A 24253-nucleotide genomic window follows, 5' to 3' on the forward strand; every position below is an offset into this window, starting at 1 on the left:
GCGCGCACGGTCGGGCGCGACCGGGCGAGCGGGGCGCGCAGCGCGCACGCGATGGCGCTGTTCGAGAGCACCGTGGCGATCAACCTTTCCGGTACCTTCCGGTGCTGTGCGCTTGCCGCGCAGGGCATGGTCGGCCTCGATCCGCTCGACGCGTCGGGCGCGCGCGGGGTCATCGTCAACACCGCGTCGATCGCGGCGCAGGACGGCCAGATCGGGCAGGCGGCCTATGCCGCGTCCAAGGGCGGGGTGCTTGCGCTCACGCTGCCGCTGGCGCGCGATCTCATGGATGATGGCATCCGCGTCAACGCGATCCTGCCCGGCGTCTTTGCAACCCCGATGGTTACGGCCATGCCACAGGGGGTGCAGGACGCGCTGGCGGCTGCGGTCCCGTTTCCCAAACGGCTGGGGGAACCGCGCGATTTCGCGCAAGCCGTGCTCTTTGCGATCGAGAACGACTACCTCAACGGCGCGGCGATCCGGCTCGATGGGGCAATCCGCATGGGGGCGAAGTAGGACACGGCCGGTGGACGCGCCCGAAAGTAGGGCTTGCGTTCCGGCGCGGCAGCGGTGAAGGGCAAGGGGCATGCCAGAAAAACAGGATCTTGGGGCACCACCGGGCGCGCGCGCGCTGCTGCTGGACACGGCCAGCGCGATCATGCGCGAGGGCGACGTGATCGACATTTCGCTGTCCGAGCTGTCGCTGCGTTCGGGGCTCAATTCGGCCTTGGTGAAGTACTATTTCGGCAACAAGGCCGGGCTGCTCAAGGCGCTGCTCGACCGCGACTGGGAAGCCATCGTCACCTCGGTCGACGCGCTCGTCGCCAAGGACGGCTGGTCGCCCGAGGCCAAGCTGCGCCGCCACATCCTCAAGGTCGTCGATACCTTCTACGAGGTGCCCTACCTCAACCGGCTGACCATGCGCGTGATCCGCGAGAGCGACGACCGCGAGGCGCGGCGCATTGCCGACTGCTATCTTTCGCCGATGTACCGTGCCTATGAAAGCCTGATCGGCGACGGCGTGGCGGCGGGCGTGTTCCGGCCGACCGACCCGCAGCTGTTCTACTTCACCGTCACCGGGGCAGCCGACCGCTTCTTCTCCGCGCGGCTGGTGCTCAAGCACTGCTTCGACCAGGACACGTTGACCGAGGCCCTGCGCGACCGCTATCGCGAACACACTCTCGACATCATCATGGCAGGTATCCTTGCGCGCTGAAAAATCGACCTCGTGGCACATCGGTGTCCTTGGCGGATCGGGCCTTGCGGCCGGTATCGGGCTCGAGGAGGCTCAGGAGATCGAGGTCGCCTCGCCGTTCGGCGCGCCTTCGGCTCCGGTCGTCACCGGGCGGCTGGGGGGCGTGCGCTTCACCTTCCTGGCCCGCCACGGAAAGGGACACGCGATCGCGCCGGGCGAGGTCAATTACCGTGCCAACATCGACGTGCTCAAGCGCTGCGGGGCGACCGACGTGCTCGCGCTCTCGGCGATCGGATCGCTGTGCGAGGCGATGGCGCCGGGTGACATGGTGCTGGTCGACCAGTTCATCGATCGCACCACGGCGCGCACCGGCAGCTTCTTCGGTTCCGGGCTGGTGGCGCATGTCTCGCTGGCCGATCCCACCTGTGAGCGCCTGCGCACGCTGCTGGGCAAGGCCGCAGGGCAGACCGGCGCCAGGGTCCACCCTTCGGGCACGTATGTGTGCATCGAAGGGCCGCAGTTCTCGACCCGCGCTGAAAGCCGGATGTACCAGGGCTGGGGCGGCGAAGTGATCGGCATGACCGGAATGCCCGAAGCCCGCCTCGCGCGGGAGGCCGAGCTGCCTTACGCGATGCTGGGCATGGTCACCGACTATGACTGCTGGCGTGTGGAAGAAGCGGGCGTCGAGGTCAGCCACGTGCTTGCGGTGATGCAGGCCAACGCCGAAGTGGCGCGCGCGGCGCTGCGCGAACTGGCCGCCCGGCTGCCCAGGAAGCGCACCCCGGCGCCGGCGGACACCGCGCTCGACCATGCGCTGATCACCGCGCCCGAGGCGCGCGATTCGGCGCTGGTGCGCAAGCTGGACGCGGTGGCCTGCCGCCTGTTCGGCGAGCGCGACTGAGCGATCGCGATGGCCCGCAAGGCGCGCTCCAAGCGCTACCTCACCGCGACCATGCCCGATGGCTACGTCAAGACCATCGGGCCGACCGCCGATCCCTTCACCCATTACTGGCGGATCGTGGCCGAGCTGGCGAACGGCAAGACCGAGGTGTTCTGGGGCCACACCCGCTCCGAAGCCGAAGCGCGCAAGCTGCGCGGCCCGGCCGCCGATGGCGCGCGCAAGCGGGGGTGGCACAGCTACCGCTTCGAGATCGCCGAACTGGTCGAGAGTGATACGGCGCCTTGAATTTCGACTGTCGCGTGCCGGGTGCGGGAGCGCGCAGCCGCCGGTCCGCGCTGGGCCAGCCAGTATGCCGGGTCAAGGGATGGCAAATCCCTTGAATCAAAATCTTTTCCTGTTTTTTCTTCGCACCTTCCCCGATCCCCCGACCTGGGCGCTTTTGTCCCAGTGACGCGCTGCCCGATGCGCTATAAGCGGGCCGACGCGATGCAGGGGATTCGCATCTTTATCGCGCGCTACCGGGCGGTGGCGGCGCTGTTGCTGGTCTTGGCGCTGGCGATGAAGGCGTTCGTGCCGACNGATGCAGGGGATTCGCATCTTTATCGCGCGCTACCGGGCGGTGGCGGCGCTGTTGCTGGTCTTGGCGCTGGCGATGAAGGCGTTCGTGCCGACCGGGTTCATGGTCGGCACCGACACCGGCCGGACACTGACCGTGCAGATCTGCGACGGGCAGGGGCAGACCATGCTTACGCGCATCGCGCTGGGTTCGAAGGGCGCTCAGCCCGACAAGACCCTCGACGAGCACGCCAAGGCGGCCAAGGACTGTCCGTTCACGGCGCTTTCGATGGCCTCGCTCGATGCCGGGGATGCGCTGTTCGTCGCGCTGGCGCTGGCGTTCCTGCTGGCGCTCGGCTTTCTGCCCGCGCCGCCTCTGCGGCTTTACGCGCGGCGCTATCATCGCCCGCCTTTGCGCGCGCCACCCGCGCTGTCCTGAACCCTTTTGAACGGGCGGCTCCGTGCCGTCGTCACCGGTCAGCCGCGGCGTTTTGCCGCGCGTGCGATCCGCTCTTGCGCCCGATGGCGCGCGGGGCCGGTGCGTCATTCCATTCCGATTCAGGACGTAGATTTCATGACTTCGCTTTTTTCGCGCGCGCTGCGCGTGTCGTTGCTGGGCTGTTCGGCCCTGGTTCCGCTCGCCGCCCATGCCGAGGATGCGGCCGATCCCGCGAGCGTTCCGGCGGCCATCGTCGAGGGGCAGATGCCCGATGCCAGCGTCGCCGGCACGACCCTTTCCGAAGAGACCATCCGCAAGCGCGGCGCCAGTGCGAGCGACACCAGCACCATCCTTGCAGACATCGCCGGGGTAAGCGTCAACGCAGGGGGCGGCTTTTCGGGTATGCCCGCGCTCCGGGGGCTCAGCGAACAGCGCCTGCGTATGCTTGTCGACGGGCAGCCGATCGACCAGTCGTGCCCCAACGACATGAATTCGCCGCTGTCCTACACCAACCCGCAGACCGTTTCGTCGATCGCGGTGACGCCGGGGGTCGCCCCGGTGAGCCTGGGCGGTGACAATATCGGGGGCGTGATCGCGGTCGACGGACCGGCGCCGCGCTTTGCCAAGGGGGATGGCACGCTGGTGACGGGCAGCGCCTCGAGCTACTACCGTTCGAACGGCAACGCCTTTGGCGGCTCGGTCGCGCTGACCGTGGCGAGCCGCAATCTGAGCGCGACCTACACCGGTTCCTACACCCAGTCGGGCAACTACAAGGCGGGCGGTGACCTCGGCACCGTCCACTCGACCCAATTCGCCAAGACCGATCACGCGCTCGCGCTCGCGCTCCAGACCGGGGCCGGGCTGTTCGAGGTCAAGGGAGGCTACCAGTACAGCCCTTATGAGGGCTTCGCCAACCAGTGGATGGACATGATCGACAACCGCTCGTGGTTCGTCAACGGCCGGTTTCGCGGCGCCTACGACTGGGGCAAGGTGGACCTCACCGCAAGCTACCGCGACACCCGGCACTCGATGAACTTCCTCGCCGACAAGCTGCCCGGTGACATGCCGATGAAGACGCAGGTCCACACCTTCAACAGCGCGGCGAAGTTCGAGATCCCGCTTAGCGAACACCACAGCCTGCGCACCGGGATCGAATACCAGCACCAGTGGCTCAACGATTTCTGGCCGCCGGTCGCGGATTCCACGATGATGGGGCCCGATACTTACGTCAACATCAACAAGGCGCACCGCAACCGTCTGGGCGCTTATGGGGAGTGGCAGGGCGACTGGACCTCGACCCTCTCGACGACGCTGGGCGTGCGCTATGAGCGGGTGGCGATGAACACCGGCGACGTGCAGCCTTACGGAACGAGCATGATGCAGGCGGCCGACATCGCGGCGGCGGCGGCGTTCAACGCCCAGGGGCACCGCCGCGTCGATGGCAACTGGAACGCCTCCGCGTTGGTGCACTGGTCGCCCGCACCGACCCTCGCGCTGGAACTGGGCTATGCGCACAAGACCCGTTCGCCCAACATCTACGAGCGCTACACCTGGGGTACCGGTTCGATGTCGAGCCGGATGATCGGGTGGTACGGCGACGGCAACGGCTATGTCGGCAATCTCGACCTCAAGCCCGAGCGGGCCGATACGGTGAGCGCGGCGCTGACCTATCGTCCGGCCGAGGCGGTCAGCCTCAAATTTTCGCCTTACTACACCCACGTCAACGATTACATCGACGCGGCCTATGTCGGCGTGCTGAGCGATCCTTTCGTCCAGCTCCAGTTCGCCAATATCGAAGCCGAGTTCTATGGGCTTGACGCTTCGCTCGAGGCGCGCCTCCAGGGAACGGCCGGGCAGGGCACCACGCTTACCGCGCGGCTTGCCTATGTCCACGGCCAGAACCTGAGCGACGACCTGCCGCTCTACCACCAGATGCCCCTGAACGCGGCGGTGAAGCTGGCGCACACCGAGGGCGCGCTCGAGCTGTCGGGCGAGGTCGAATGGGTCGATCGCAAGGACCGGGTCGACACGCGCCGGGCCGAACCGGTAACCGCGGCCTATGCGACGGTGAACCTGGCCGCGGCCTATTCGCTGGCGGGCTGGCGGCTCGGGCTGGAGGCGAGCAACCTGTTCGACAAGGGGTACTATCTCCCGCTCGGTGGCATCGCGCTCGGCGACTACGACGTCAGCGGGGTCTACCGGCCGGTCGCCGGGCAGGGCCGTTCGATCAACGTGACGCTGGGAACGCATTTCTGATGCGCGGCGCCCCGCCGGTCGGCTGACCGGCGGGGCGTGTGGCTTGGACAAGGGGGAATGTCAGGGGCCGTCTGGAAGGACGCTTAATGGCTGCCGGGACCCCCGCCCGAGAAGGCGTCGGCGATCGAGCAGGCCGCCGGGCCCAGGATGACCACGAACAGCGTTGGCAGGATGAACAGGATCAGCGGCACGGTCATGATCGCGGGCAGGCGGGCGGCCTTTTCCTCGGCGCGCATCATGCGCTCGTTGCGGAATTCGGCCGAGAGCACGCGCAGCGCCGAGGCGAGCGGGGTGCCGTAGCGTTCGGTCTGGATCATCGTCGTCACCACCCCCTTGACCGCGTCGAGATCGACGCGCCAGGCCAGGTTCTCGAACGCCTGGCGGCGCTCGGTGAGGAACGAGAGTTCGATCGAGGTGAGCGAGAACTCATCGCCCAGCTCGGGGTAGGCGCGGCCCAGTTCGCGCGAGACGCGGTCGAAGGCGGCATCGACGGTCAGGCCCGCCTCGGCGCAGATGACGAGCAGGTCGAGCGCGTCGGGCAGCCCTTTGCGGATCGCGAGCGTGCGCTTGGTGACGAGGTTCTGGATGAACAGGTCGGGGCCCTTGTAGCCGGCGATGAGCATCACCGCGAAGGCCATGAAGCGCTTGAAGCTGCCCCATTCGGGAAAGTAGTTGATCCAGTAGATGACGATCGCCGCGGTGCCGCCGAGCAGGATCGGCAGGACCAGGCGGCCGAACACCACCGCGACCGCCCATTGCTTGTCACGGATGCCGGCCTGCGCCATCTTCTGCTGGATTTCCTTAAGCTGGCTGTCCTGGAGCACCTTGAGGCTGCCCAGGATGCGGCTCATCCGGTCGGTCGTCTCGTTGCGGCGGATCAGGCTCTGGCGTTTGCGCGCGCCAGTGGTGATCCCCGCCTTGAGCGCCTCGCGCCGCTCGTTGAGCGCCTTGACGCGCTTGGACATCGGATCGCGTACGGTCAGCACGGTGTAGATCGCATAGAGCGTGGCCATCGCCGCGATCATCGCGAGGAAGGTGCCGACGAGGATGACGTCGAAACCCAGGATGGTGGGCCCTGCGGGCTGTTCGAACATGGTCCCTTGTCCCTCGCTCAGATCTCGAAACTGACCATCTTGGCCATGATGAAGGCGCCGATGCCCATCCACACGCCGCCGGCCAGACCGGCGACCATCAGCCGCTCGTCGACGAAGAACTGGCCGATGTACTTGGCGTTGACCCACCAGATGAGGCCGAAGACGATGAACGGCAGCGAGCCCACGATGTAGGCCGAAGCCTTCGATTCCGAGCTCATCGCCCGGATCTTGAGCTTCATCTGCGCGCGCTTGCGCAGCACGTCGGCGAGGTTGGCGAGCGTTTCGGCGAGGTTGCCGCCGGTCTCGCGCTGGATCGCAAGGGTGATGCAGAAGAAGTTGAATTCGGCGATGCCCATGCGATCGGCGGTTTCCTGGAGGGCATCCTCCATGGTCTTGCCGATCTTGATGCGCTCGGTCACCAGCTTGAATTCCTCACCCACCGGGCCGGGCACTTCCCTTGCCACCACACCCAGCGTCTCGGTTACCGGGAGGCCGGAGCGCAGGCCGCGCACGAGCAGTTCGATGGCGTCGGGAAACTTGGTGATGAAGGCGTTGGTGCGCCGGTTGATCATCATGTTGAGCGCCATGTGCGGAATGCCCGCGCCCGCAAACAGGCCGAAGGCGAGGCCCAGCAGCGGCGCGCCCGACTTGAGGTAGATGATCGCGGTGACGAAGGCGCCGATCCCCAGCGAGCCATAGAGGTACTGGGTCAGCGTCCACGACATGCCCGAGCGCAGCAGGCGCAGTTCGAGCGCCTCGATGCGCGAGTTCGACCCCGCGATGCGCCGGGCCTTGGGGCGACGCGCGGCGACGGCCTTGCGCATCTGCGCCTCGACCCGGTCGTTGGTGCTCTGCGAGTGGCGGTAGCGCAGCGCCTTCATGCGGCGCGCCGATTCCTTGGCCGGACTGGGGCCGGACAGGGCGAGAAACAGCAGCACCATCGTGGCCATCAGGCCAGCGGCAATGAGGATGAGCTGGATCGGATTCATCGCTTGCTTCTACCTTCTCTCGCTTCCCTGGCGCTCCCGACCCTGTCCGGAAAAAGGGGGCGGCCCGCCTCAGGCGTTCGCCGCGTCCTTCTTGGTGCCCATGCTCGACATGAAAGCCTTGATGTCGAGCTTGTCGAACAGCGAGGCCTTCTTGCCCTCGGCCGCGCCCGTCGGGCCTTCCTCGCGGCTGCTCAGAACCATCGCGGCCAGTTCGCGCATCGCGGCCCCCGCCTTGTTCGACCGGTTGGCGTCGGCGAACGTCTGGCCCAGCTTGGCGGCAAGCGCGGCGGCCTTGGCGTCGTAGGCGATCGACAGCGCGATCTTGGTCTCGATCGACGCCTCGAAGTCGGACTTGCTGATCTCGCTCACCGCCGCCTGCATCTTGTTGGCGACCACGATCACCCGCGCGTGCGGGGCGTTGACCTTGAGCCAGGACAGCATGCGGATCGAATCGCGCGCCGAGGCGAGGGTGAGCTCGGTCACCAGCACCACCACGTTCACGTCGGCGACGAGCTGCGGGAAATTGATCAGCATGTTGCGCGGCATGTCGATCACGGTCGCCTCGAACGCCTCGCGAAATTCCTCCTCGAGTTGCAGGAAGGCGGCGCCGTCGGTCATCAGCGGGGTGCTGATGGGGGCTTCGGCGGAGAGGATGGCGAGATTGTCGTTGGCGCGGATCATCGCGCGCTCGATGAACAGGCCATCGATACGGCTCGGGTTCTCGATCGCGTCGGTGAGGCCGCGGCCGGGCTCGAGATCGAGGCACAGCGCGCCGGTCCCGAAATGGATGTCGAGATCGAGCAGCGCGGTGGGCAGCTTGTTGTCGGCGCTGAACAGCCAGGCCAGCGAGGTGGCGATGGTCGAGGCGCCGACCCCGCCGCGCGTGCCGATCACGGCGGTCGAGATGTGCTGGCTCGCGCCGCTGCCGTCGCTGCTCTTGGGGGCGGCGTAGACGGCCTGCGCCTGCGCCAGCGAATCGCGCACCTGCGCGGGCGAGAGGGGCTTGAGCAGGTAGTCGTGGATGCCGCTGGCGATGAGGTCGCGGTAGAGGCGCACGTCGTTGACCTGGCCGACCGAGATCACGATCGTCCCCGGCTCGCACACTTCGGCCAGCGCGTTGATGTCGCTCAGCGGATCGCCGCTTTCGGACAGGTCGACCATCAGGATGTTGGGCGAGGCGGTGATCGAGAGCGACTGGATGGCGTTGCGCAGGCCGCCCTTGTTGCACTTTTCAGGCTGCCAGCCCATTTCCATCGCGATCGGCCGGATCACATCGAGCGAGGCTTCGTCGCACAAGTAGGCGGCGAACTGGTCGCGTCCGTTACCCGCGCCGGATTTCCAAGGTGCGTTCATCGATCAGCTCCCACTCGTGCCGGTTTCGGAAACCTGGTTGCCCTTGCCGGTCGTCTCGGCCTTGCGGTAGGCCTCGATCGCCTTGGTCGAGGTCATCACCGTGGTGTCGCCCGAGCCCTGCTGGCCGCTGATGAGATCGTCCGGGTTGGCGATCATCGCGGCGAGGTTCGAGTTGGTCGCGCAGCCGTAGTTGCTCGACAGGCCGTTGTTGGGGTTGAAGTCCGAACGCGTGTCCCAATTGGGGCAGCTGGGGACCGAGGCCTGCGAGCGCGACAGGATCACGCGCACCGTGCCCGGCTCGACATAGCCCGCGGTTACCGGGGCGCCTTCGCTGAGGAGGATGCCGCGTTGCGAGGCAAGCTCGGCGACGGCGGTGCGGGCCGCCGGGTTGTGCGCCGGGTCCTCGATATAGACCTTGTCGCCGTACTTGAGCTTCATCGCGTCGAGCCAGCCCTTGAGGCGCTGCGGTTCGCCATAGGCGAGCCCGGCGTCGCTGGCGGTGAGGTCGAGCGTGTAGTTGGTGGTCTCGACCACGGGCTGGTGCGGCGAATACATCGAGCGGTTGGTCGGCATGCCGCCGCAGCCGGCAAGCGCGGTGGCCAGCGCCAGGATGAGCGTGGCCCCCGCGATCCGGCGCGTGCGTGACGGGTGGATGGTGCGCATGGTGGTCAGCTCTTTCAATTGAGGTTGAAACCGGGCTGGGCGGCGGTGTCGTCGGCGCTCGTGGCCTGACCGGTCGCGCCGGTGGGCGCGGCGGGCGCCGTCGTCGCAGGGGCACGGGTCGGGGCGGGGCGCTTCTGGCCGTCCTTGCCGTCGCTCGACTGGTTGGCGAGGATGCGCTGAAGTTCGTTGGGCGAATTGAAGCCGTCGGTGGGCAGCGCGATCTGCGAGGCGTCGACCGGGCTGACGAGGTAGGGCGTGATGACGATGACCAGTTCGGTCTCGCCGCGCTTGTAGCTGGTCGAACGGAACAGCGAGCCCAGGATCGGCAGGTCGCCCGCGCCGGGCATCTTCTGGATCGAATTCGAGGTGTTGTTGCTCAGCAGCCCGGCGATCATGAAACTCTGGCCTGAGCCCAGCTCGACCGTCGTTTCGGTGCGGCGGGTGGTCAGCGCGGGCACTTCGTAGCCGTTGAGCGTGACCGCACCGTCGCTCGACAGTTCGGAAACTTCGGGGCGCACGCGCAGCGAGATACGGCCGTTGGAGAGCACCGTCGGGGTATAGCTCAGGCTCACGCCGTACTGCTTGTATTCGATGGTGACGGTGGTGCTGCCGCTGCTGCCCTGGCTGATCGGGATCGGGTATTCGCCGCCGGCGAGGAATTCGGCGGTCTCGCCCGAAAGCGCGGTGAGGTTGGGCTGGGCGAGGCTGGTGACGAGGCCCACCGTCTCGCCCGCGTCGAGCGCGGCGAGGATGTTCATGCCGAACAGCTTGCCGGCCCCGGCCAGCGTCGTGCCCGAGCTATAGGCCGAGACCGAGGTGCCCGTGCCGGTCGCTCCGACGCCCAGGCTGCCCGATGTGGCAAGCCCGGTGGCCGAACCCTGGCCGACGCCGAACTTGAAGCCGTTGGTGTTGTCGATCGAGGAAAGGTTGACCCCCAGCGACTTGACCAGCGAGCGGCTGACTTCGGCGATGCGCACCTGCAGGTTGACCTGGAGCGGGGTCGCGGTGCGCAGGCGGCTGATGACGTTGGCGTCCTTGCCGACATAGGCCTGGACCAGCCGTTCGGCTTCGGCGGCATCTTCGGGGGCCTTGATCGTGCCGGTCAGCAGGAACGTGCTGGTGCCCATCGTCGAGACGGTGATGTGCGCTTCGGGCATGGCCAGCTTGAGCATCGAATCGACGCTGTCGAAGTTCGAGCCGACGCGGATGTTGGCCGACCAGATCACCTTGCCCGCCTTGTCGCTGGCATAGACCGTGGTGGTGCCGCCAGCCTTGCCGAAGACGTAGAGCTGGCTGGTCGACTTGACCTGGACGTCGGCCACCGAATCGTTGGCGACGAACACGTCGGCCATGCGGGCGGGCAGCGTGACGAGCTGGCCGTTGCCGATCGACAGCGAGATGTCCTGCGCGGGCCGCACGACGGTCTGCGCCTGGGCCGGGCTCGCCGCAGCGGCGGTCAGCAGCGCTGCGGCCGGTATGAGCGCGCAGGCCGCGCCGAGCAGGGAAGGAAGGAGGCGACGCGTCATGGCAGGGCCCTTTGCGATGGCCGGAAGGCGAGAAGAAGTACGGTTGCGAAGGCGCGGTGCAAGAGCGGGCGTGATCGGGCGCATGGGGCTCACTTCAGGCCGGTGGAAACCGGCTCCTCGGTGGTCACCTTGCCGCGGGTGACGCGCACCACCGGGCCCGAGGGAACGGGGCGCGCGGCCGGAGCGCCAGCGCTGGCGAGCTGGGGCGAGGGCATCAGCGCGCCGCCGTTGCTCTCCACCGCCTGGGGCGGGGCGCTCGAGCGCTGGAAGCGCGAGACGTCGCCGCCGGTGACATAAGTGCTGTTGCCTTCGATCGGACGGGTCATGGCCTGGCGCATGAGCAGGGCCTCCTGCTCCTTGGTGGCGCCCTCGGGGACCTTGACGTCGCCGCTGGCGAGTGCGCTCTCGAAGGTGCCCTGGTTGTCTGCAATCGATCGCAGCGAGAGGCTGAGTTCGCCGATCTCTTCGGCGACCGCGATCTTTTCGGCGATGCGCGGGGTCACTTCGAGCGTGACGGTGCGGAAGGCACGGACCACGGTCTTGCCGTCCTCGACGTCGTTGTTGGTGGTCTGGTCGGTGGCCAGGACGCGCAGGTTGCGCAGGATCGTTTCGGTGGTGCTGAGCGGCTCGCCCTGGCCCTTGACCTGCTGGGTGAGCATCATGTCGACCCGGTCGCCGGGAAAGATGAAGCCGCCAACGCCGGTCTTGGCCGAAACCGAGATGGTCACCGCGCGCATTCCCGGCCCGAGCGCGGCCGCGAGGAATCCGCGATCACCCGGCGCGACGAGGGAGCCTTGGGTGACCGGCTGGCCGGCGGTGATCGGGTAGCGCACGACGGTGCCGAGCAGCTTGCTCATGTCCGCCTCGCCGTCGATGAAGTAGACGTCCTTGACCAGCTCCTTGGGCCAGTCCTGGTACGAGATCGAGTCGGCGGTGAGGATGGTTCCCACGGGCAGGGCGCGCTGGGCCACGAGAACCTTGGGGCCCTTGGGGGCGACGGCCACGGCTTCGGCCTTGGGAGCCGACGCTCCGGCGAACATCGAACGCGCTGCGATCGCTGTTCCGGCCGCCACGATCAGCGCGACCACCAGCAGCAGCAGCTTCTTTCTATCCATGGCTCTTCAAGCCCCCTGAAAATCCCGTTTGCTTGCGCAGTGTATCGGGTGAATTGGTTAAGATCGGGTTCACCGCGATTATCCGGCCACTGGCGCGGCTTGCAGCGCACGCTCGCCCAGGACCCACAGTCCGGCGGCGGAAATCGCCACGCCGTAGGGGATCGGCAGGCGGGCCTTCTGGCGGCGCACGATGTGGAGGAACCCGAAGAGAAAACCGGCCACCAGCACGATCGCGGCGGCGATCACCAGCCAGGTCGGTGGCAGCGCGACGCGAATCGATTGCAGTGCGGCGCCTGAAACGAGCGGGCGGTGCAGTGCGAGCGCGAACAGCACCGCACCCGCGCAGCCTACCCAGCCGATCGCGGCCATCGCCGCGAGGGCATCGCGCCCGCGTTCGCCAGGGCGGCGCTGCATGTTGCAGGCCGCCATCGCCACCGAGCCCGCGCCCCCCAGCACCGCCATGAGTACGACGAGCTGGAGGAAGGCGCTGGGGCTGAACCACAGGGCCAGCGCGGTCAGCAGCTTGACGTCGCCGCCGCCCATCTGGCCGGTAGCGAACAGCGCGCAGGCGATTGCGAAAGTGATGGCGCACAGCGCCAGCTGGAAGCCGATCGCGCTCCACCCCATGCCGCTCGCCAGCCACCACACGGGGGCGGCCAGCGCGATTGCGGCGTTAAGGGTGTTATCTATCTCGCGGCGCTTGATGTCGGTGTAGGCGGCGACGAGCAGGGCGGTTGCCAAGGCAGCCAGCAATGCGTACGAAAAATAACCACCTGACATGGATGCGTCCCCTTACGACACCCTCGTCTAGCGGCGATCACTTACTAAAAAGTAACCAGTTACCCGAGGCCGAGATTAGCCTGATGATTGATGCACCGCAGCATGAGGGCCCCCGTCCGTCGCGTCGTTCGATCCCGTCCGATGCGCGCGAAGACCGCTGGCACGCGCGCGATGGTTTCGCGATCCGCCGCCTGACGATCCCGGCGCGCGGGGCCGGCTGGGCCCAGCGCGGATCGATCCTGTTCATGCCCGGGCGCGGGGACTGCTACGAGAAGTGGCTCGAGACGCTTGAAGGCTGGGCCGATGCGGGCTGGCACGTGACCTCGGCCGACTGGCGCGGGCAGGGCCTGAGCGGCCGCCTGGGGGACGATGCGATCACCGGCCATGTCGACGATTTCGCGCCGTGGGTCGACGATTACACGACGCTGTGGAACGAATGGAAGGCGCAGACGCCCGCTCCACACGTCGCGATGGGCCATTCGATGGGCGGTAATCTGGTCCTGCGCGCGGTCGCCGAGCGGCGTGTCGAGCCCGATGCGCTGGTGCTTTCAGCGCCCATGCTGGGCCTCCATCCGACCTGGGCGCCGAGCGGGCTGCTGCTGGCCATCGCGCGGGTGATCTGCGCGCTGGGGCTGCGCCGCAAGCCCGCGTGGAAGGCCAGCGAACGGCCCGAGCTGCTGCCGCGCGACCGCCAGCACCTGCTCACCCACGACGCCAGCCGCTACGCCGACGAGCAGTGGTGGTACGCGCAGCGTCCGGGGCTGGTGATGGGCCCGGCAAGCTGGGGCTGGATCGCCAGCGCGCTCGATTCGATCGTGGGGCTCGAAGAAAAGCCGATTCTCGAAACGCTCGACCTGCCGGTGCTCCTGCTGGGCACCCGCGTCGACGGGCTGGTGTCCTGGCCTGCGATCCGCAAGACTGCCGCGCGCCTGCCCAATGGTGAGCTGGTGGGCTACAGCGACGAGTGCGCGCACGAGATCCTGCGCGAAAGCGACCCGGTGCGTAACCACGCGCTTGCGGAAATCGAGGCCTTCCTGAAGCGGGCGCTTGGCGCTAGGGGCTGATCCCCTATGTCCCACCGTTTCGATATCGTCGTGGTTGGCTCCGGCATGGCCGGTGCCTCGCTGGCGGCCGCGATTGGCGCGCGCGCGAAAGTCCTGCTGATCGAGGCCGAGGAGGCGCCGGGCTACCATGCCACCGGCCGTTCGGCGGCGTTCTGGGTGGAAAGCTACGGTGGCCCCGGTGTCCAGCCGCTGACCGCGGCGGCGGGCCCCGCGCTCCACGCGCTGGGGGTGCTGCATCCGCGCGTCGGGCTGACCATCGGGCGCGCGGGACAGGAAGCGCAGGTGCGCGCCTTTGCCGAAACCTTCCGCGCGATCGACGTCGCCGTCGACCTGCTGGAGCGCGAGGGTATCGAACGGTGTGTGCCGGGCCTCAAGCCCGCCTGGACCTGCGCGGCGAGCGAGCCGACGACGTGCGACATCGACGTTGCACGGCTGCACCAGCACTATCTCGCGCAGGCGCGCCAGGCCGGGGCGCAGCAGTGGAACCGGGCGGCCTTGCGCGGTGCCCGGCGCGACGGGACCGGACCCGATGCGGGCTGGCGGCTCGAGCTGGCCGACGGCCGGGTGGTGACCTGCGCGGTGCTGGTGAACGCGGCCGGGGCCTGGGCCGATCCGGTGGCGCGGATGGCGGGGGCGGGCGCGATCGGCATCGTGCCGCTGCGCCGCTCGATCGCGCAGCTGGCGATGGTCCACCCGGTGCCCGACGATCTGCCGCTCGTCCTCGATATCGACGGCACGTTCTACTTCAAGCCTGAAAACGGGCGGTTGTGGCTCAGCCCGCACGACGAGACGCCGAGCGCGCCGTGCGATGCCGCGCCCGAGGAGATCGACATCGCGCTGGCCATCGACCGGTTCCAGCAAGTGGTCGACTGGCCGATCGAACGGGTCGAGCATCGCTGGGCGGGCTTGCGCTCATTCGCGCCCGACCGGCTGCCGGTCTACGGCTTCGATCCGCAGGTCGCCGGGTTCTTCTGGTGCGCGGGGCAGGGTGGTTTCGGCATCCAGACCGCCCCTGCCGCAGCCGATCTTGCTGCGCGGCTCCTGCTCGGCGATGCGCCTGGCGCGGTCGATCCGCAGGCTTACGCGCCGACCCGGTTTGCCGCGGACGCCTGAGCGCGGAGCGAGCTGATACAAGTGTTTAAGGCAGGGACGGTTGCGGCGTCCTGAGCGATGCGTTTCAATGCATGGGTTGCACCCGGCACGGTGCCGGGTTGCGCGCAACCAGGAGAGAGCGATGGCGCACCGTTTCGAAATCCGCAAGAACAAGGCTGGCGAGTTCGTCGCCTACTTCTGCTACAACGCCGAAACGATGTTCTGGACCGAAGGCTATTCGAGCAAGGCCTCGGCGAAGAACGCAATCGAATCCATCATCAAGAACGGCCCGGCGGCCGAGGTGATCGACACCACGCTCGAAAGCTGAACGCGCCATCTCGCGGTAAGCCGCAGGCGTAGGGCGGGCGGCAGGTCAGGCGGCTGGTCAGGCCGCGAGGGCTTCCTCGCGGTCGCGCGCGGGCGTCTGCGCGCCGCCGCGCTCACCGAAAAAACGCCGTGTCACCCGCGCGCCGATGAAGTGCCAGGAGAGCAGCACCGGCTCGAGCGTGGCCATGCCGACCGCGATCCCGGCAAGCCGGGTCATCGCGGCGCCGGTCTCGATGTGGCTGTAGCTGTCGGGCACCAGCGCGGTCAGCAGCGCGATCGAGAACTGCAGGCCGACGTACTGTGTCGCCTTGCCGCCGGTCTCCAGGTGGCGGCCGATGAACAGGCCAAGGCACGTGCCCGCGACGATGATCACGACGTTGCCATTGGCAAGGACGAGGACGCCGATCGAGAGCAGCGCGGCCGCCAGGCAACCGATCGCACGATGCGCGAGGCGACGGCTCACCGGCACCAGCCCGCTTTGGCCCAGCCCGGCAACCGGCACGATCATCACCGCGATGATGGTGATCGCGGCCTGCGTCAGTTCGGGGATGTGCGTCAGGCTGTAGAGCGCGGGCAGAGTGGCCAGCGCGATGCCTGCCTGCGCGGCGTGGCGTGCCGCGGTCGGGTTCCAGCGCATGCGCTCGGGGCGCGGCTTGCGGTTGGCCAGCCAGTCGTTGCCCGAAAGGAAGGCGGCGGCAAGGCTCACCAGCACGCAGGCGAGGGTACCCGCGCCGACTTCGATCAGGCGCGTGTGCGCGAACTCGATGGTGTCGAGGTGCGGGTTGGCCAGCTTGTCGAGCAGGATGATCTCGAACGTCAGCCCCATCAGGAACCACGCATAGGCGCGCCGTCCGGTAAGCATGCCGTAAAGCCCGATGGTACCGACGACGCCCGCGCTCACGATCGCAACCGTCAGGGACTGGACGGCGAGGGGGGCGAGGACGAGCGCGAGGGCACCGCCGATAAGGGTCCCCACCATGCGCATCACGCCGCGCACGATGGTTTCCATGGTGTCGCTCTTGAGCAGGACGAGCGCAGAGACCGCCGCCCAGTCCACCATGCGCGCGTGCGCCAGCTGGGCGAAGACGACGGCCAGCATGACCGAGATCACGCAAGCGATCTCGTCCGCCATGCGGGGGCCGGGCCGGGCCAGTTCGCGCAGTTCGTGCTGCATGCGGTCTGCGATGAGTTTCACCATGACCCATTCTATGGTGTGAAAAGCGAAACGGTTGAAGATGGGTTTGGTTGCGTTGAGTGCAATCGGGACTTGCGATTGCGCAAATGCAGCGCAATCCTTCGCAACTGCGGCATTTTTCGATGGCGCGCGGGTTCGTAGCGGCCTCGCGAAATTTCCTTACGCAAGGCCGCTGCGGGTCGGTCCGGCAGAGGAAGTCGGGAAATACCCGGAAAATGCGGGCGACTCAGCGATCAATATCAGTGCGAATCAAGGCTCAGTTGCATGAATTGCAATTTAAAATCGCGCAGCGCAACCGCGCCAGCGCCCAGGCGCCGGGGCGTCACGGATCAGGCGATGGCCTTGGCCGCGTCGCTCGCCAACTGGTCGACGCGTTCGTTTTCCGCATGTCCGTTATGGCCGCGCACCCATTGCCAGGTGATCGCATGCGGCTTGGCCGCGGCGAGCATCTCGCGCCACAGCTCGGCGTTGGCGACCGGCTGGCGCGAGGCGTTGACCCAACCCTTCTTCTGCCAGCCGTGAACCCACTTGGTGATCCCGTCGATCACGTACTTGCTGTCGGTGCACAGCGTGATCTCGCAGGGCTGGTTGAGCGCCTGGAGCGCGCGGATGACCGCGGTCATCTCCATGCGGTTGTTGGTGGTGGTCGCTTCGGAGCCCGACATTTCCTTTTCGTGCTGGCCCATGCGCAGCAGCACGCCCCAGCCACCGGGGCCGGGATTGCCCTTGCAGGCCCCATCGGTGAACACTTCGACGCGCTTCATGCGGGCTCTCCGAAGAGCGCCTGGTTCTCGCTCGCGGCGTAGAATTCAAGCCGGCGGGCGAAGGCCAGCGGGTCCTTGGGCGTGACCAGCGCGTCCTCGGGGGTGTTCATCCAGTCATAGGCGCGGGTCGAGAGGAAGCGGACGGCGGCGGCGCGGGCGAGCAGCGGCAGCGCGGCGCGCTCCTCCGCCTGCAGCGGGCGCACGCTTTCATAGCCTTCGAGCAGCGCGCGCGATATCCGTGCGTCGAAACGCGTGCCATCGTCGCTGAAGCACCAGGCGGCGTGGGTCACGGCGATGTCGTAGGCGAGCAGGTCGGTCGCCGCGAAGTAGAAGTCGATGAGGCCGGTGACCTCTTCGCCCAGCATCAGCACGTTGTCGGGAAAGAGGTCGGCGTGGACCACGCCCTCGGGCAGCCCTTGCGGCCAGTGGCGGGTGATGTGGTCGAGTTCGCGCGCGACGGTGGCGGCAAGGCCGGGATGGATCGCGGTGAGGCCGTCGGTGCCGCAGGCGTCCAGCAGCCGCTGCCAGGTCGCCAGCCCCATGGTGTTGGTGCGGCGCTGCGGGAAATCGGCGGTGGCGAGGTGCACTTTGGCGAGCGCGGCGCCGACCGAATGTGCCTGGCCGGGGGTCGGTTCGCTCACCGAGACGCCCGGCAGGAATTCGATCAGCGCGAGCGCCTTGCCCTCGTGGAGGCGATAGCTTGCCCCTTCGCGGTCGTGGATGGTGCGCGGCACCGGGCACTTGCGGGCCGAGAGATAGTCGAGCAGGTCGAGGAAGAAGGGCAGGTCCTCGACCTCGGTGCGCTCCTCGTACATGGTCAGGATGAAGCGGCGCGGCTCCTCGCCTTCGCGCTGGGCTTCGAGCAGCCAGTTCGAATTCGACACGCCCTCGGCGATGCCCTTGGCCGAAAGAAGCGTGCCGACATCGAACGCGGCCACGATCGCGGCCATGTCCTCGGCGCCGATCCGGGTGTAAACTGCCATGTTTTTTCGGGCCTTAGCTGAGCAGTTGCTTGGGCAGCTTGAAGCTGATCGTCTCGTTCGCGGTGACGAATTCCTCGCTCGTCACCTCGCGCAGGTCCTTGAGCCGGTCGATCACCTCGTTGACCAGCGCTTCGGGCGCGGAGGCGCCCGCGGTGAGGCCGACGGTATCGACCCCTTCGAGCCAGGCCGGATCGATGTCGCTCGCGCGCTGGATCAGCTGCGAGCACACGCCCGAGCGCTGCGCCACTTCGGCCAGGCGCAGCGAGTTCGAGCTGTTGGGCGCGCCGATCACGAACATCAACTGGCACTGCGGCGCGACCTTCTTGACCGCGGCCTGGCGATTCGAGGTCGCGTAGCAGATGTCCTCGGCCTTGGGTGCGGCAACCTGGGGGTAGCGCGCCTGGATCGCGGCGATGATCGCGGCGGTATCGTCGACCGAGAGCGTGGTCTGCGACAGGTAGGCCAGCGATGCATCGGGCGCGAAATCGAGCGCGGCGACATCCTCGACCGTCTCGACCAGCGTCATCGCCCCCTCGGGGACCTGCCCGAAGGTACCGATCACCTCGGGATGGCCCGCGTGGCCGATGAACAGGATGTGGCGCCCTTCGGTGATCTGGCGCTCGGCCTGGCGGTGGACCTTGGAGACCAGCGGGCAGGTGGCGTCGAGCCATTGCAGCCCGCGCTCGGTCGCGGCGGCGGGAACCGACTTGGGCACGCCGTGCGCCGAGAAGATCACCGGCACGCCGTCGGGCACTTCGTCCAGTTCTTCCACGAAGATCGCGCCCTTGGCCTTGAGCCCGTCGACCACGAAGCGGTTGTGCACGATTTCGTGGCGCACGTAGACGGGGGGGCCATACTTTTCGATCGCGCGTTCGACGATCTCAATGGCGCGGTCGACACCGGCGCAAAAGCCGCGCGGGGCGGCAATAAACAGGCGGAGGGGCGGTTTCGCCGGTGATGGAAAGGGCGCGTTCATAAACGGCCCTCTAGCGCTTTGCCGCTCGCATCGCTAGGGCAAGCGCACGCCACTCAAGGGAAGCCATGATGAATGCACGCCGTCTGACCGCTACTGTCCTGTTTTCCGCCGCCGCCGTGACGGCGCTTGGCGGGTGCAAGTCGACCGGCGAAATCGTTGTCAGCTCGGGCGTGGGCATCACCGCCGTGCGCAGCCCCTGCCCGGCGGTGGGCATTCCCAACTATACCGGCGACATCACCCTGTTCCGTCCCGGCCCCAAGACCGAGAACAACCTCGACGTGGTGGCCGCGATGACCGACGTGCGCACCCAGTGCAACGATTCGGGCCCCAAGGTATCGAGCCAGGTGAGCTTCGCGGTCCAGGCCCGCCGCTACGACACCAAGGGCGAGCGCACGGTGACGCTGCCCTACTTCGTAAGCATGCTGCAGGGCGGTTCGGCGGTCGTCAGCAAGCGAATCGGCCAGGTTACGCTGCACTTCGCCGATGGCCAGGACCGCGCGCAGGCAACCGCCTCGAGCACGGCCTACGTCGATCGTGCGGCGGCCACGCTGCCCAGCGAAGTGCGCGATCGCATCACCGCCAAGCGCCGCGCGGGCGACCAGGACGCGGCGCTCGACCCGCTGGCCGATCCCACGGTCAAGGCTGCGGTTGCGCGTGCCACCTTCGAAGTGCTCGTTGGCTTCCAGCTCAACGACGACCAGATCGCCTACAACGCCAAGCGCTAAGGCTTGCGCCGCGCGCCAGTGGCGTGAGGCGCGCGCGGGAGGCCTACACGCGGCAACGGTCCTGGCGCATTTTCCCATTACCGGATGGTTCGGAAAAATGCGTCAAGACAAAGGTCTGGAACGGTCGATCGGATGCCGTCTGGTCGAAAATCGCTCTAAAGGTGCGATCCCATCGCGTGCGCAATGGCGGCGTGCGCGTTGTGGGCGATGGCCTTGCGGCTGGCGCGCTGCTCGGGTGTGAGCGGCTCGAGGAAATGGATCGTCAGCGGGATCGCCCGCCAGCGACCGAGCAGGCGCAGCGCGTTGGCAAGGCCGCTTTCCTCACCCAGCCAGGCGATGCGGCGTGCTTCGGGGCCGTAATCGAGCCATACTGGCCGGATCGCGATGGTGCCCGATTGCGCTCCGGGAGCGGCGCGCTCGAGCGCGGACAGCAGCGAGGACTTGAACGGCATGAGCTGCGCGCCGTCCCCGGTGGTGCCTTCGGGAAAGATGGTGAGCGCGCCGGTGTCGGCGAGGGCGGTGCGGACCTGTTCGACCTGCCGCGCGATCGAGCCGCGATCGTGGCGCGCGATGAAGACGGTGTCGTTGAGTTCGCACAGCCAGCGCAAGGGGCCGATGGCGCTCAGTCCGTCATGCGCGACGAAGGCGCAGCCACTCGCACCGGCGAGCGATGGAATGTCGAGCCAGCTGACGTGATTGGCGACGAGTACGCAGGTTTCGCCGCGAGGCGGCCGGGCGCCCTCGATGCGCAGGCGTACGCCCGCAATGGCCGCGACCGCTCGCAGGAAGCGGGTGGGCACCGGGTTGCTGCGGGTGAAAGGCCTGATGGCATAGTAAGCCGTGAGGCTCGTGCCCAGTGCCAGCAGCAGGACGAGAAGGCGCAGCGCAATCAGCGGGTAACGGGCCGGGCCGGGGGGCGGCGGGATGGCCGATGTGTCGTCCGGTGTGTCGGCAGGGGAGCCGGGTATCGGGTCGCGTGCGTTCGCCATGATGCACAGGTCAGCCTTGTGAGGTTCCCGCGCGCCGGGCTGAAGTGCGGGCGCGAGAACCGGCCGAGTGACCTTAGTTGCCTTCGCGCTCGATCTTGACGCCGAACAGTTCCATGCGGTGGTCGACGAGGCGGAAGCCGAGCTTTTCGGCGATCTGCTTTTGCAGCGATTCCAGTTCAGGATCGACGAATTCGATGACCGCACCGGTCTCGACGTCGATCATGTGGTCGTGGTGGGCCTCGGGAGCCGCTTCGTAGCGCGCACGGCCGTCGCCGAAATCGTGGCGGTCAAGGATGCCGGCTTCCTCGAACAGGCGCACCGTGCGGTAGACGGTGGCGATCGAGATGCCGGGATCGATCGCGGTGGCGCGTTCGTGCAGCTTTTCCACGTCGGGGTGGTCGGTGCTTTCGGAAAGCACCTTGGCGATGACGCGGCGCTGTTCGGTAATCCGCAGGCCACGTTCGGCGCACAGGGCTTCAATGTCGATGGGCTGGCTCACGTTGGACCTGTCTTGAGTTGAAACGGAAACACCGGCCAATCTAGGCCGGTGCGCCCCCGATAACAACACTATCGGGGAAGAGGAAAGAGGGCACGGCTAACGTTTGCACGGTTCGTCCCCGGAAAGGTCGGTCCGGGGGCGAAAGGGTGTTCTTGTTCAGCCGTACCCGCTTTCGCGCTTATCGCGTGGCGATCAGGCCGCCACGGCCTTGGGCTTGCGGCCGCGACGGGCGTTGGGCTTGCGGCCCAGGCCGATCTTCTTGGCGAGTTCGCGGCGCTTTTCGGCGTAATTGGGAGCGACCATCGGATAGTCGGCGGGCAGGTTCCAGCGCGCGCGGTATTCTTCCGGGGTCATGTTGTAGTGCGTCATGAGGTGACGCTTGAGCATCTTGAGCTTCTTGCCGTCTTCGAGGCAAACGATGTAATCCGGCTTGATCGAGGCGCGGACCGACACGGCGGGCTCGGGCTTTTCTTCTTCGACGACGTGCGAACCACCCAGGCCCGAGAGGGCGCCGTAAACATTGCTGATGAGCGAGGGGAGGTCATCAACAGTCACGCTGTTGTTGCTTACGTGGGCGGCGACGATGTCCGAGGTAAGGGTGATGAGCGTTTCGCTCATGTCGGGCTGAACGTTTTCCATTTTATTTTCCTCTTTTGCGACCTTGAGGCTTTTTGGGGGGTGGCGAGTCAATCATGACTTGCCGATTTCTCCAATGGACGAATTTAGCGCAAGTTTCAAGTAGCATTCAAAGTTACGTCCCAATTGACCTGGCGGTGGGACTTGAATGCGGGAATTAACAGTAACTTAATTTTTGAGATCGCAGGCGAACGTGATGGCGTCGACCAGTTCGCCATTGTGCATCCGGTAGTAGTTCGGACGTTCGCCAATTCGGTAAAAGCCGAACGTGGTGTAAAGTGATTCGGCTGGATTTCCCTTGCGCATTTCAAGAAGAAGGCGCTCGGCGCCGCGTTTGTTAGAGGAAATGCTAAGTTTATCGAGAAGGATCTTTCCCAGACCGCGGCGGCGATGCTTTGGGGATACTGCCAGGAGGAGCAGCTCTTCTTCGCCAAAGCCGTGGCGCGAGAGGCTGAAGCCGGCCGCCGGAGTGTCGTTGTCCGGTTCGGAGCCATCTTCGGCGATCAGGCAATAATAAGTGTGTCCGAAGATCAGCGAATCCTCAACTTGCCGTCTAGTCCAGGCTTCGCCGTAGACCGGGTCGAAGGCGGCGTTCATGACATCCATCAACTTGTCGATATCTTCGGTCATCGGCGCCCGGTTTATTGCAGATCTTTGCTCATCGTATTTCATCACGTTTCCGTTGGCGCGAAAGTCTGGGCCCACGCGCCGGATCGCGGCTGCGCGGTCAAGTCGGCGCGGGCATGGCCGCAGGTGGCCGCGACGGGGGCGGCGCAGGCGAGGCCGGGCGGGCATCGGGCGCGCGTCCGTAAAGCGGGCTAATGTCCGCGGTGAGGCAGTTGTCGGGCAGTGCGGCGAAGGCGCGTGCGTCGGGAAGGAGGTTGAGGGGAGTGCCGAACTTGCGCCGTGCCACCAGCGCTTCGGCCTGATTGCCCGCCACGCGCTCGGCGCGCAGCCGCGAGGCGGCGGCTTCGGGCGGGAGCGAGGCAAGTGGCTGCAGGGTGTGGCCTGCGGCATCGAAGCTTTCGACGAACCATTCGCCGTGGCCGCCGGTCATCGCCACGTCGAGCGGGCCGTCGCCGTCCTGGGCGCGGGCCATCGCGGCGATCAGTGCGAGGCTGGGGTAGCCCACGATGGCCGAGCCCCAGGCAAGGGCAAGCGCGCGCGCGGCGGCAAGTCCCACGCGCACGCCGGTAAAGCTGCCCGGTCCGAGCGCGACCGCGATGCGTCCTGCGCGACCGCGATCGGGCAGGGCGGCGATCATCGGGACCAGCGCTTCGGCGTGGCCGCGGCCCAGGTTGCGCCATGCGCCCTCGATCAGCGTCGTGCCCTCGAACAGCGCCACCGAGCAGGCGCTGGTGGCGCTGTCGATCACGAGGGTGCGTGTAAAATCGTTTGCAGGCATCGTCGGGCGGTCAAGGGCTCGTGGAGGCGATCAGGCGACTGGCGGCGTGGCTGTTCAGGCGGCGCGCACTTCGAGGACTTCGGGCACGTAGTGCTTGAGCAGGCTCTCGATCCCGTGCTTGAGCGTCGCGCTCGACGAAGGGCAGCCCGAGCAGGCGCCCTGCATCGAGAGGTAGACCACGCCTTCGCGGAAACCACGATAGACGATGTCGCCGCCGTCGTTGGCCACGGCCGGACGAACGCGGGTCTCGATCAGGTCCTTGATCTGGTCGATCACGTCCGCATCGGCCGGATCGTCGCCGTAGTCCGCATCCTCGTCGGCCGGAGGGACGCCGATGCCGCCCGCGCTGCCGGTGGCAAAAAGCGGGGCCTGCGAGACGAAGTGGTCGAGCAGGATCGAGACTACCTGCGGCTTGAGCTGGGGCCATTCGACGCCGGGGGCGGCGGTGACCGAAACGAAAGCCTGGCCGAAGAACACGCCGGTGACATCGCCCAGGTCAAACAGCGCTTCGGCGAGCGGCGAGGCGCTGGCGTCTTCGGGCGAGGTGAATTCGCGCGTGCCGGCGGGCATGACTTCGCGCCCGGGCAGGAACTTGAGCGTGGCGGGGTTCGGAGTCGTTTCGGTTTCAATGAACATAGGGCACGCGATCTAGTGCTTTGGCGGGCGCGATCAAGGGATCGGGCGCGAATTGGCGGAAATTGATACATTCGCGTTACGAGCTTCGGTGTGCGTTTG

27 protein-coding genes are annotated in these 24253 nt (G+C 67.1%); 10 read left to right on the forward strand and 17 right to left on the reverse strand.

Translation table 11 applies throughout. The features are described from left to right. From MTR62_RS06340 to MTR62_RS06365, 6 genes are all read left to right on the forward strand, one after another. A partial coding sequence (locus tag MTR62_RS06340) for an SDR family oxidoreductase (RefSeq protein WP_244018124.1) occupies nt 1-513 on the forward strand: 513 nt, incomplete at its 5' end. 70 nt (nt 514-583) lie between these two features. Further along, the gene (locus MTR62_RS06345) at nt 584-1213 is read left to right on the forward strand and encodes a TetR family transcriptional regulator (protein ID WP_244018126.1); all 630 of its coding nucleotides are present in this window, start codon (nt 584-586) and stop codon (nt 1211-1213) included. Further along, nucleotides 1203-2093 (forward strand): S-methyl-5'-thioadenosine phosphorylase, encoded by an 891-nt coding sequence (gene mtnP / locus MTR62_RS06350; RefSeq protein ID WP_244018128.1) that lies wholly within the window; start codon nt 1203-1205, stop codon nt 2091-2093. The genes MTR62_RS06345 and mtnP overlap by 11 nt, the downstream gene beginning before the upstream one ends. 9 nt (nt 2094-2102) lie before the next feature. Then, nucleotides 2103-2378, forward strand: a complete 276-nt coding sequence (locus MTR62_RS06355; RefSeq protein ID WP_244018130.1) for a hypothetical protein — start codon at nt 2103-2105, stop codon at nt 2376-2378. 295 nt (nt 2379-2673) lie between these two features. Then, a complete protein-coding gene (locus MTR62_RS06360) occupies nt 2674-3087 on the forward strand; it encodes a DUF2946 family protein (RefSeq protein ID WP_244018132.1) in 414 nt (137 codons plus the stop codon). Between the two features lie 135 nt (nt 3088-3222). Then, the gene (locus MTR62_RS06365; protein ID WP_244018134.1) at nt 3223-5343 is read left to right on the forward strand and encodes a TonB-dependent receptor; all 2121 of its coding nucleotides are present in this window, start codon (nt 3223-3225) and stop codon (nt 5341-5343) included. An 83-nt stretch (nt 5344-5426) separates the two neighbouring features. On the opposite strand, the gene MTR62_RS06370 is transcribed toward MTR62_RS06365, so the two are convergent. From MTR62_RS06370 to MTR62_RS06400, 7 genes are all read right to left on the reverse strand, one after another. After that, the gene (locus MTR62_RS06370; protein WP_244018136.1) at nt 5427-6437 is read right to left on the reverse strand and encodes a type II secretion system F family protein; all 1011 of its coding nucleotides are present in this window, start codon (nt 6435-6437) and stop codon (nt 5427-5429) included. A 17-nt stretch (nt 6438-6454) separates the two neighbouring features. Beyond that, nucleotides 6455-7426, reverse strand: a complete 972-nt coding sequence (locus MTR62_RS06375; RefSeq protein WP_244018138.1) for a type II secretion system F family protein — start codon at nt 7424-7426, stop codon at nt 6455-6457. 69 nt (nt 7427-7495) lie between these two features. After that, the gene (locus MTR62_RS06380) at nt 7496-8779 is read right to left on the reverse strand and encodes an AAA family ATPase (RefSeq protein ID WP_244018140.1); all 1284 of its coding nucleotides are present in this window, start codon (nt 8777-8779) and stop codon (nt 7496-7498) included. Between the two features lie 3 nt (nt 8780-8782). Next, nucleotides 8783-9442: a CpaD family pilus assembly protein gene (locus MTR62_RS06385; protein ID WP_244018142.1), complete on the reverse strand. Its 660-nt coding sequence runs from the start codon at nt 9440-9442 to the stop codon at nt 8783-8785. 14 nt (nt 9443-9456) lie between these two features. After that, the gene (locus MTR62_RS06390; RefSeq protein ID WP_244018144.1) at nt 9457-10968 is read right to left on the reverse strand and encodes a type II and III secretion system protein family protein; all 1512 of its coding nucleotides are present in this window, start codon (nt 10966-10968) and stop codon (nt 9457-9459) included. Nucleotides 10969-11057: 89 nt separating this feature from the next. Next, entirely contained in the window at nt 11058-12083 is a 1026-nt protein-coding gene (gene cpaB, locus MTR62_RS06395; protein WP_244018146.1) for a Flp pilus assembly protein CpaB, read from the reverse strand. A gap of 78 nt (nt 12084-12161) precedes the next feature. Then, nucleotides 12162-12863: an A24 family peptidase gene (locus tag MTR62_RS06400; protein WP_244018148.1), complete on the reverse strand. Its 702-nt coding sequence runs from the start codon at nt 12861-12863 to the stop codon at nt 12162-12164. Nucleotides 12864-12946: 83 nt separating this feature from the next. Here MTR62_RS06400 and MTR62_RS06405 point away from each other — a divergent pair, with 83 nt between their 5' ends. The 3 genes from MTR62_RS06405 (at nt 12947) to MTR62_RS06415 (ending at nt 15347) form a co-directional block, all read left to right on the forward strand. Further along, nucleotides 12947-13927 carry an alpha/beta fold hydrolase gene (locus MTR62_RS06405; protein ID WP_244018159.1) on the forward strand — a complete coding sequence of 327 codons (981 nt, stop codon included), beginning with the start codon at nt 12947-12949 and terminating at the stop codon, nt 13925-13927. Between the two features lie 6 nt (nt 13928-13933). Beyond that, the gene (locus tag MTR62_RS06410) at nt 13934-15040 is read left to right on the forward strand and encodes an NAD(P)/FAD-dependent oxidoreductase (protein WP_244018161.1); all 1107 of its coding nucleotides are present in this window, start codon (nt 13934-13936) and stop codon (nt 15038-15040) included. Nucleotides 15041-15161: 121 nt separating this feature from the next. Then, entirely contained in the window at nt 15162-15347 is a 186-nt protein-coding gene (locus MTR62_RS06415) for a YegP family protein (protein WP_244018163.1), read from the forward strand. Between the two features lie 57 nt (nt 15348-15404). Here MTR62_RS06415 and MTR62_RS06420 read toward each other — a convergent pair whose 3' ends face one another. The 4 genes from MTR62_RS06420 to ispH form a co-directional block, all read right to left on the reverse strand. Beyond that, a complete protein-coding gene (locus tag MTR62_RS06420) occupies nt 15405-16544 on the reverse strand; it encodes an FUSC family protein (protein ID WP_244018165.1) in 1140 nt (379 codons plus the stop codon). 326 nt (nt 16545-16870) lie between these two features. Further along, complete coding sequence (gene rnhA, locus MTR62_RS06425) at nt 16871-17305, reverse strand: ribonuclease HI (RefSeq protein WP_244018166.1); 435 nt, start codon at nt 17303-17305, stop codon at nt 16871-16873. Further along, on the reverse strand, nt 17302-18288 hold the full coding sequence (gene thrB / locus MTR62_RS06430) for a homoserine kinase (protein ID WP_244018168.1): 987 nt from the start codon (nt 18286-18288) through the stop codon (nt 17302-17304). Before thrB ends, rnhA begins: the two co-directional genes overlap by 4 nt. A 13-nt stretch (nt 18289-18301) precedes the next feature. Further along, nucleotides 18302-19264 (reverse strand): 4-hydroxy-3-methylbut-2-enyl diphosphate reductase, encoded by a 963-nt coding sequence (ispH, locus tag MTR62_RS06435; protein ID WP_244018170.1) that lies wholly within the window; start codon nt 19262-19264, stop codon nt 18302-18304. A 68-nt stretch (nt 19265-19332) separates the two neighbouring features. Between ispH and MTR62_RS06440 the strand changes: the two genes are divergently transcribed. Next, entirely contained in the window at nt 19333-19989 is a 657-nt protein-coding gene (locus MTR62_RS06440) for a hypothetical protein (RefSeq protein ID WP_244018172.1), read from the forward strand. Between the two features lie 155 nt (nt 19990-20144). Here MTR62_RS06440 and MTR62_RS06445 read toward each other — a convergent pair whose 3' ends face one another. The 6 genes from MTR62_RS06445 to MTR62_RS06470 form a co-directional block, all read right to left on the reverse strand. Further along, entirely contained in the window at nt 20145-20978 is an 834-nt protein-coding gene (locus tag MTR62_RS06445) for a lysophospholipid acyltransferase family protein (protein WP_244018173.1), read from the reverse strand. Between the two features lie 73 nt (nt 20979-21051). Then, the gene (locus MTR62_RS06450; protein ID WP_244018175.1) at nt 21052-21477 is read right to left on the reverse strand and encodes a Fur family transcriptional regulator; all 426 of its coding nucleotides are present in this window, start codon (nt 21475-21477) and stop codon (nt 21052-21054) included. Between the two features lie 192 nt (nt 21478-21669). Then, nucleotides 21670-22116 (reverse strand): MucR family transcriptional regulator, encoded by a 447-nt coding sequence (locus MTR62_RS06455; protein WP_244018177.1) that lies wholly within the window; start codon nt 22114-22116, stop codon nt 21670-21672. A gap of 165 nt (nt 22117-22281) precedes the next feature. Further along, the gene (locus tag MTR62_RS06460; protein ID WP_244018179.1) at nt 22282-22743 is read right to left on the reverse strand and encodes a GNAT family N-acetyltransferase; all 462 of its coding nucleotides are present in this window, start codon (nt 22741-22743) and stop codon (nt 22282-22284) included. Between the two features lie 97 nt (nt 22744-22840). Then, on the reverse strand, nt 22841-23518 hold the full coding sequence (tsaB, locus tag MTR62_RS06465; RefSeq protein ID WP_244018181.1) for a tRNA (adenosine(37)-N6)-threonylcarbamoyltransferase complex dimerization subunit type 1 TsaB: 678 nt from the start codon (nt 23516-23518) through the stop codon (nt 22841-22843). Between the two features lie 54 nt (nt 23519-23572). Then, nucleotides 23573-24154 (reverse strand): NifU family protein, encoded by a 582-nt coding sequence (locus MTR62_RS06470; protein WP_244018183.1) that lies wholly within the window; start codon nt 24152-24154, stop codon nt 23573-23575. Nucleotides 24155-24253 lie beyond the last annotated feature (99 nt).

The organism is Novosphingobium organovorum, from assembly GCF_022832435.1.
GTDB classification, from domain to species: domain Bacteria; phylum Pseudomonadota; class Alphaproteobacteria; order Sphingomonadales; family Sphingomonadaceae; genus Novosphingobium; species Novosphingobium organovorum.